Annotated in this window: 9 protein-coding genes and 1 pseudogene; 2 read left to right on the top strand and 8 right to left on the bottom strand. The window is 35.3% G+C overall.

The window, feature by feature from the left end:
• Nucleotides 1–410 precede the first annotated feature (410 nt).
• Both ACFINL_RS09355 and ACFINL_RS09350 read right to left on the bottom strand, forming a co-directional pair.
• Complete coding sequence (locus ACFINL_RS09355; RefSeq protein WP_375651458.1) at nt 411–995, bottom strand: hypothetical protein; 585 nt, start codon at nt 993–995, stop codon at nt 411–413.
• 3 nt (nt 996–998) lie between these two features.
• A complete protein-coding gene (locus ACFINL_RS09350; RefSeq protein ID WP_375651457.1) occupies nt 999–1313 on the bottom strand; it encodes a hypothetical protein in 315 nt (104 codons plus the stop codon).
• 351 nt (nt 1314–1664) lie between these two features.
• On the opposite strand from ACFINL_RS09350, the gene ACFINL_RS09345 reads away from it, so the two are divergent.
• Together ACFINL_RS09345 and ACFINL_RS09340 are read left to right on the top strand one after the other, a co-directional pair.
• Complete coding sequence (locus tag ACFINL_RS09345; protein WP_038473319.1) at nt 1665–1847, top strand: type II toxin-antitoxin system HicA family toxin; 183 nt, start codon at nt 1665–1667, stop codon at nt 1845–1847.
• Nucleotides 1848–1867: 20 nt separating this feature from the next.
• On the top strand, nt 1868–2290 hold the full coding sequence (locus ACFINL_RS09340; RefSeq protein WP_100131245.1) for a HicB family protein: 423 nt from the start codon (nt 1868–1870) through the stop codon (nt 2288–2290).
• 3 nt (nt 2291–2293) lie between these two features.
• On the opposite strand, the gene ACFINL_RS09335 is transcribed toward ACFINL_RS09340, so the two are convergent.
• The 6 genes and pseudogenes from ACFINL_RS09335 to ACFINL_RS09310 all read right to left on the bottom strand — a co-directional run.
• Nucleotides 2294–2836, bottom strand: a complete 543-nt coding sequence (locus tag ACFINL_RS09335) for a hypothetical protein (protein WP_375651456.1) — start codon at nt 2834–2836, stop codon at nt 2294–2296.
• Nucleotides 2837–2848: 12 nt separating this feature from the next.
• A complete protein-coding gene (ssb, locus tag ACFINL_RS09330; RefSeq protein ID WP_375620506.1) occupies nt 2849–3301 on the bottom strand; it encodes a single-stranded DNA-binding protein in 453 nt (150 codons plus the stop codon).
• Nucleotides 3302–3442: 141 nt separating this feature from the next.
• Nucleotides 3443–3823, bottom strand: coding sequence for a helix-turn-helix domain-containing protein (locus ACFINL_RS09325; RefSeq protein ID WP_375651459.1), 381 nt, complete (start codon nt 3821–3823; stop codon nt 3443–3445).
• A gap of 245 nt (nt 3824–4068) precedes the next feature.
• Entirely contained in the window at nt 4069–4584 is a 516-nt protein-coding gene (locus ACFINL_RS09320) for a hypothetical protein (RefSeq protein ID WP_375651455.1), read from the bottom strand.
• The gene (locus ACFINL_RS09315; RefSeq protein ID WP_375651454.1) at nt 4571–4918 is read right to left on the bottom strand and encodes a hypothetical protein; all 348 of its coding nucleotides are present in this window, start codon (nt 4916–4918) and stop codon (nt 4571–4573) included. The genes ACFINL_RS09320 and ACFINL_RS09315 overlap by 14 nt, the downstream gene beginning before the upstream one ends.
• A gap of 155 nt (nt 4919–5073) precedes the next feature.
• Nucleotides 5074–5360, bottom strand: a pseudogene (locus ACFINL_RS09310) (hypothetical protein); the annotation flags it as partial.

The raw sequence follows: 5360 nt of genomic DNA, 5'->3' as shown, positions 1-5360 counted from the left end.
CACCCATCTTCTTCGCAAACGCACGAACCGATAGACCCTTACGATTCTTCTTATTCATAGTTGCTCCTTGCCTTCTTTTCTGTCCTAAGAAGGAGGTGGTTACGGCGTATTAGGATAAAGAGAGATTTACGGTACCAACTGAAAAACAAGATTTAATACGATAAGGAAATACTTAACACATTAAATTCGTTATTTATCAATGAGTTATGTGTACAATGTACAGTCAAATTGAAAATTCTGTCGCTAGCGATAGTTCGCGCTCGTCCGCCCCGCAACAGACCCAACCCGCTGGGAAGTACCTTTTGCATTGATTTTATTGTATTTTTTCTGGAAAAAACCAAAGCGCAAATGATAATCTGCTTTAAAAATTACAATTAAAGTGAGTAGCGTGTTGACATAGCTTAAGAACATTATTTAGCTTTCTTATTGGCGGCATATTCTTGACGAGCAAGTTGGTACTGTATGTTGGCAATTAATCTTTCATTGGCTTCTTTTACAATAGTACTTGCAATCTCTGGCTTGGACATCACCCCAGCAATGGAGGGTCCTTTTTGTTTTGCAATGGGGAATTGATCTCCATCGGCTCTTTGAAACACATTCCCATTCAGCTTTTTTAATTCAACGCGCTTTGGAAAACTCCCACCTTTGATAAAAGCATGGGGTAATATTTCTTTCTTTCCAAACAGTGTGTAAGTTACGCCGCGTTTTGTTTCGTTTGCTTTAAAAAATTTAAGAGGTATCGGTGTTCCAGAACCAATGATATCTGTCTCAAGAAACCTTGCTGTTGCCTTTTCTTTAATATAAACACCTCTTCTTATACGCTTTATTTGGGCTGATGAGATGTCTGCAACTTGCTTTTCAGTGAAGCGTTCAACTTGTTTTGCTGTAGTGTTTAGAGCATTACGCAGAGCCCAATTAAGGCGAGGGGCTTGAAGGCTTGTGAAGGTATCTTTTGCCTGTTGAAGATACCATTTTTGGTGGATGATTAACTTCAACTTCTAAGCCTTTTTTGGGGTAGGTGACTTGGAAGCTTTAGATGCTTTTGGCTGTTCGAGTGGAATTTCCTCTGTCACTGGTTCAGACGATGTTTGTACGGCTTCTTGTTCTATCTGTTTAATTTGTTCAATTGCCTTATCTGTTTTTGCTGTTGTCTTGACGTCAACAAAAAGTTTTGCAGCATTGGCGCGCTTGAGACGTGCGTAGACTTGATTAGAAACTTCAACAAATGGATTATTGGGAGTTGAAGTTTCAAAACGAACAGTGCTTTTATTATCGCCAACAACACACATTGGCTTGGTGATGATTGCTTTCATCTTCGCTCCTTTTGAGGCAATGAATTAATGACATCATTGGTTACTGAATGGCGTTTGATATGTGCAAAATAGATTAGTCTGTTTTATCAATAAAAACAGTACTTTAAGCCCTCTTGAAAGCTTAAGATTTTATCAAATTTTAGGGGATATTTTTGAATTTTAGACGCAATACAACCAGTGCCGTACTGCCACTAAATACGATTTTTCACGTATTGTCAATAGAAAAATCACGATATTGTGTATTTTTAATTTTTTTGATCAAAACTTAGTATTTTAAAAGCCAATCTTTAATTTTATACAAATAACAACATTTATGTTGTATTTAAACATTTTAGATGTTATATTATATTTATGAACAGTCAAGAATTAAAAAGATATCTTACGAAACATGGTTGCAGTTTTACCTCAGGGAAAGGTGGCCATTTGCTTGTAAAACGTGGTTCTAAAAAATCCGTTTTACCTATGCATGGTACGCGGAAAGAATTAGGAACGGGATTAGTTCAAAAGATTCTTAAAGATCTTGACCTAAGGTAAGTCTGAATATGGAGATGTAAATGAAATATGCACTTAAGTTTATCAAAGATGACAATGATACTCTTCTTGTCGTTTCCAAAGACTTTCAAGAATTTATTACCTATGGTAACGACGAAAAAGAGGCTTTGGAACACGCTAAAAATGCCCTTTTAACAGTTATTATGGGGCGTTTCCAAGATCGAGAAGTGGTCCCTTTTGGAGCTCGTGATGCTGCCTATCCTTTTGTTGAAGTATCTTCATTAGTTATTTTAAAAATTGCAATACACAACGCTATGGTTGAAAAGAATTTACGCAAAGCTGATCTCGTGCGTCTTTTAAAACTTCACCCAATACAAATTGACCGATTATTGGATTTAAACCACGCAACAAAATTAGATGCTTTAGAATCCACTCTCATTGCTCTTGGAAAAGAGATCACTATCAATGTTCAAAATGCTGCTTAAAATTTAGCGGTTTTGTATAAAATGTTTATGAAGTGCATTCAGAGCAACATACAGCGAACCGACAAGATGTGGCAGTGATTGATCTTCACTAACAAGATACTGTAGCGCGGCATAAAGGTTGTGCTGTCTATAAAGGCATTGTGCTTCTTTTAGCACCTCTTTCATTGCTTCATAGTAATGAGTAGTTTTTTCAATCCATTGTTTTTTTGCCTCTTCATTTAAAGATGGAGTAAAGTCATCATAAATTGCATTTGGTAAGGCTTTTGCACAGAGATAATTATTTCTCACTTCAAGATATTTTTGTGCAGCATCATACTGATCTTGATTAATTACACCTTGCAGATAAAGCCGTCCGATATAAGTAGCGGAAAGCGGATTTTTAGCCTCTTCTATGGTCAAACAGAAGCGTTTGGCACGCATTTCAATTGCCAATTTATCCATGGGTTCATGCGGTGTTTTTGCTCGTGAGATACGTCCATTTGGTTCTCTGATACATCCTTTAATCCGAGGACGACCGCGTTTTGCACGTTTTTTTCTTTTTGTCATATTTTTTTTCAATCAGAATGGGACGCTATCGTTAAGAGCCGTTCTATAATCTTGAGCCCCTGAAGCGATAGCATAATTTTGAGAAGTAATAGGTGAAGGGGTAGGGGATGCCGATTGATCTTTCTTTGCATCAAGCAAATACAATTCACCTTTGAATTGTGGTAAGACAATCTCTGTTGTGTAACGGTCATGCCCATTTTTATCTTGCCATTTGCGTGTCTGTAATTTTCCTTCTATGTAAACCTTTGAACCTTTGTTTAGATACTGAAGTGCAATTTTTGCCAAATGTGGATTAAAAATCACCACGGAATGCCATTCTGTTTTCTCTACTTTTTGATTGGTTTTTTTATCTGTATAGCTCTCAGAAGTCGCTATACTAAAATTGACTATTTCTGCTCCAGAATTCATTGTTTTGCTTTCGGGATTGGCACCAAGGCGCCCGATTAACGTCACTTTATTTAGCATATTTTAGTTACCTTAAATTTGTATTTAAATATGTAAAAAATCTTAGCATAATTTTATTATTTTTTCAATTATTTCAATGATATATTATTAATTATTAACATATAACATTACGTTTTGTGGTGTACGTATAAGATAAGGAGATCAAGGGATTTTATTTTGCAAGCAGCGTTTCTTTTCCATTTTCACCATAAATTCCTTAAACTCTGTTAGCTCTTGTTGTGAAAGGTGTTTAAAAGTTCTACAAAACGTGTTAGCCATTTCATGGTTAAGTGGATCAGAAGAATTCATTATAAAATTCTTTCGGCAAATATCAGCCTCTTTTCTTAAAAGAGAAGCCATGTTTTGATCTAAAGCGTACAGCTTTATGATCTTTTCTTCCATTCCTACTGGAACAGATTTCTTGCCAATCTCAACAGAAGATAAAAATGCTACAGATATGCCTAGTTTATCAGCCATATCTAAGAACCGTTCAAAGCGATCAAGGCGAATTTTGCGTAAAGTTTTGCCAAATGGTGTAAGCATGTGATTAAAGCTCCTATTCATGCAATCAAGCTGCTTTGAGACGTGATATTGTGTTTTTTTCAAAAATTTCTTTGACTTTTCCATAAAGTATAGCCTTGCCGCCTGGATATCTTAATGGTGAGCAGATATGAGTCATCGTTACGTGCCTTTTTAGGTGTTTTTTGATGTTTTGTTGATTTCATCAATCGATGTTAAGAAGATACAATACCGATTAACCAAAAAAGTCTTATAAATCGGAGATTTTACTATGGCTTTTTAGTACAAGACTGTAGTATGTAGATGGATATGTTTATTAAATTGCGTGTACGAAACATAAGAAACAATACACAGCATAAAAAATAGTACCAAAGTACAATGTCTAAATACCCAAATACGGTATCCAATGAAAAAGAAAACTGGTGTTCCACGTGCTTAGAAGTGACAGGCAAAGAAACAGCCTCTTCATAACTATTTGGAAAAATTAAAACGACAAGCGCTAAAATTATTATCTTTAAGAGTCTGTGCATATATTGTTGTAAATCATGTGTTAGGATCACCCAACCCGTTGAATCATCATGTTTATATTTTGGATTATTTTGCAATTCAAAAGGAATATTAGAATTGCATAAAATTACAAAAATATTTGTTACTATTATCAAACCAAAAGATGCAAATATCAAAATACTTTGAATAAAGTAGGGATTTTTTTTAATTCCTAAAAAACATAAAAATATAAAAGTTATAATGCCAAACAAGGCTCTTAGCTGTTTATCTGTAAACATATTTATTTCCTGCGGTTTTCGATAATTTTTTGATCTCTTTATTGATCTCGTCTATAAGAGGTTCGTAATTCAGAATGCTTTTCGGAATAGCACCACCGTAAACCCATGCTTTCACCTGCGCTTTGGTACTAAAATCTGCATTTTCTGGTGTGGTATAATACTGTCCGCCATCAAACTTTTCACACTCTCTTGTGCCGTCTTCATATTCGTAGAGGTTGTAAAAATACTCCTCTGCTCCGTCTCCCCAAGGAACATAACCAACAGCTGTTGCAACAAACTCTTTTTGCATAGGCTGTTTACGTTTTTTAAAGAATCTTCGTTTTAATATTTCCATGTTTTAATTCCTATTTTTACCAATAGGTTAATTTACCTTAAATTTGACCGTACAGAGCGTTTTGTATTACAGATGTGTTTTTCATCATAAAATCTTTAAATCGCTTTGTGTGGTGCCTTTTTGTCGATTTAAACACATACCTAATTGTAAAATGATCAGCACTTTTCACTAGTTTGCTGTGGACCAAAGCGTTTCATTATCCCACCAATGCCATTTAAAGTCTCTTCAAGCTCTTGCTTGTGAACAAGCGTTAGTGGTCTAAAATGCTCTTTCGCTGTTTTTTCTTTGAGTGTTTTCTCACGTGTGTTTTCAATTGCTCTACGTACAGTTTCGGCTTTTGAAAGAAGGGTATTTTCTAGTGTCTGGCAATAAGTTAAAAGCTCTCCACAAGTTGGCATAAATGTTTTTGATATCCCAATTGCTTGACCAGTTACGATATCTT

The organism is Bartonella sp. AA78NXGY, assembly GCF_042197005.1.
Taxonomy (GTDB): Bacteria; Pseudomonadota; Alphaproteobacteria; order Rhizobiales; family Rhizobiaceae; genus Bartonella.
Note: the sequence above shows the minus strand (reverse complement) of the source record. Positions and strands in the feature narration are given on the sequence as shown.